3 protein-coding genes are annotated in these 2,254 nt (G+C 69.3%); all 3 read right to left on the minus strand.

The window, feature by feature from the left end; all coding sequences use genetic code 11:
• The coding region (locus tag ACOJTD_RS00380) for a gamma-glutamyltransferase (protein WP_420130969.1) at positions 1 to 875 on the minus strand (875 nt) is incomplete at its 3' end.
• 124 nt (positions 876 to 999) lie between these two features.
• Positions 1,000 to 1,692, minus strand: coding sequence for a response regulator (locus tag ACOJTD_RS00385; RefSeq protein WP_420130970.1), 693 nt, complete (start codon positions 1,690 to 1,692; stop codon positions 1,000 to 1,002).
• Positions 1,689 to 2,254, minus strand: a 566-nt coding sequence (locus tag ACOJTD_RS00390) for a sensor histidine kinase (protein WP_420130971.1), incomplete at its 5' end; no start/stop codon positions are given. The genes ACOJTD_RS00390 and ACOJTD_RS00385, both read right to left, overlap by 4 nt.

Raw genomic sequence — 2,254 nt, forward strand, 5'->3', positions numbered from 1 at the left:
CGCAGCGTATGCGCCGGCGTCGGGCCGGCGGTGAGTTCGGGCGTCGCGTAGACAGTGCCGCCGCGATAGGGAATCCGCAGCGGGTCGCGGATATGGGCGCGAAATGATGCCAGATCCTCGACGGTGAGCGATCCGCCGTTCGCCGCCATGTCGGCGGCGATGCTACGTGCCAGCTCGCCTTCGTAGAAATCGCGCGGCCCCTGTTCGGCGAGCTGCGCCATCGTCGCCTGCAGCCGCGTCTGCGGCATCCGGGTTTCCGACTGGATGCCCCATGGCGCCTGCGGCGGCAGGCCGTCGAGCAGATAGGACGCCGCGCTCGCCTTGTAGCGACGCAGATCCGCCGCCGCGCTGCCGATCATCAGCGTGGTCCACCAATCGACGGCAAGGCCTTCGCCTGCCAGCGCGATGCTCGGCGCCACCAGCTCCTTCCACGGCATCCGCGCGTAGCGGCGGTGCGCTTCCTCCATGCCGGCGACGACACCCGGCACAGCGACCGAGCCGGGGCCGTGCAGATTGCGGTCGTCCTTGACGCGCGGCCAGGGAAACAGATCGGACGCCGCGCCGGCGCCCGTCAGCGGATAGTCTTCGGTGCGCAGGCTCGTCGGCGTGCACATGCCGTAGTCGATCACTTCGTATTTGTCGTCGCGGGCGCGGTACAGCACCATGGCGCCGCCACCGCCGACGCCGCTCATCCAGGGCTCGAGCACGCCCAGCGCAAAAGTTGTGGCGATCACCGCGTCGATGCAGTCGCCGCCCGCCGCCAGCACCTGCGCGCCCACCTCCGCCGCACGTCGCGATTGCGCGGCGACGATGCCGCCCTTGGAAACGACCGCGGGCTTGCGGATCTGCTGCAGATTGCTGAACTGGTCGGCCATGATCGGGCTGTGCTCTCGCTGCGTGCGTGGGAGATCGCCTGCGCGAACGCGCGGCGCGCGCATCAAACCACACGGGATCGCGGCGCCACAATCCTCGCGCGCAGCATGCGGCCTTGCGTGCCGTTCAGCCCGCTTCGCCGATGCGATAACCGATGCCGGGCTCGGTCAGGATGATCTGCGGCTCGTCGGCGCGGGTTTCGACCTTCTGGCGGAGCTGGCCGATATAGACGCGCAGATATTGCGTGTCGGAGGTGTGCGCTGGGCCCCAGACTGCGGCGAGGATCTGCCGATGGGTGACGACGCGGCCGGCGTGACGCACCAGAAAAGCCAGCAGCTCGAATTCCTTCGGCGTCAGCTTGATCTCGGCGCCGCCGCGGGTGACGCGATGTCGCAGCACGTCGATCTCGATGCCGCCGACCGCCAGCGTCACCGGCTCGGATTTGCGCTGCATGCGGTGGCGCAGCGCGGCGCGCATCCGTGCCATCAGCTCGCCGGTGTTGAACGGCTTGTTGACGTAATCGTCGGCGCCGAGATCGAGCGACTCGATCTTCTCGGCCTCGCGCTCGCGCGCCGACAGCACCAAAATCGGCAGATCCGACCAGGCGCGCACCTGCCGGATCACTTCCTTGCCGTCGCCATCGGCGAGGCCGAGGTCGAGCAGCACGATGTCGGGCGCGTCGGCGGCGATCCGCTTGATCGCCTCGGCGACGGTCGCGGCGTGCGCCACGTCGTAGCTGTTGGCTTCCAGCGCCGGCTTCAGGAAACGCAGGATCGCCGGTTCGTCGTCGACCACCAGCACGCGTGATTTGACGCTCATGGCTGCGGCGTCTCCTGTGTTCTGTCCCGCATGAAGGTGAGCACGAAGCGCGTGCCGTGTCCGTCCGCCACCGGGCTGACGGCCGACACCGCGCCGCCATGCGCTTCCATGATTCCCTTGGTGATGGCCAGCCCAAGTCCCACGCCCTGGCCGCGATCGGACGATGGCGCAGTGTCGCTGGCACTGCGCACGAAGCGTTCGAAGATGTGCGGCAGGTCGGTGGCGGAAATGCCCGGGCCGTCGTCGGTGATGCGCAGCCGCACCGCGAGATCGCCGGCTTCGGCGTCGATCACGATGTGCGAGGTCGCCGGCGTGTGCGCGACCGCATTGGCGACGATGTTGCCGAGCGCCTGTTCGACCAACGCGGCGTCGGCCTGCACCAGCGGAATGTCGGCCGGCCAGGCGAGTTCGAGCCGCTGCGCCGCGCCGCGTCGGCGCGTCGCCTCGATCACGCGTGCGGCGATCTCGCGCAGATCGACCCAGTCGCGGCGCAGTTCGAGCGCGCCGGATTCGCTCCGGGTGATCGACAGCCGGTTGCGCCCCCGCTCGTCGAGGCGTGCGG

The organism is Rhodopseudomonas sp., from assembly GCF_048594845.1.
GTDB lineage: Bacteria > Pseudomonadota > Alphaproteobacteria > Rhizobiales > Xanthobacteraceae > Rhodopseudomonas.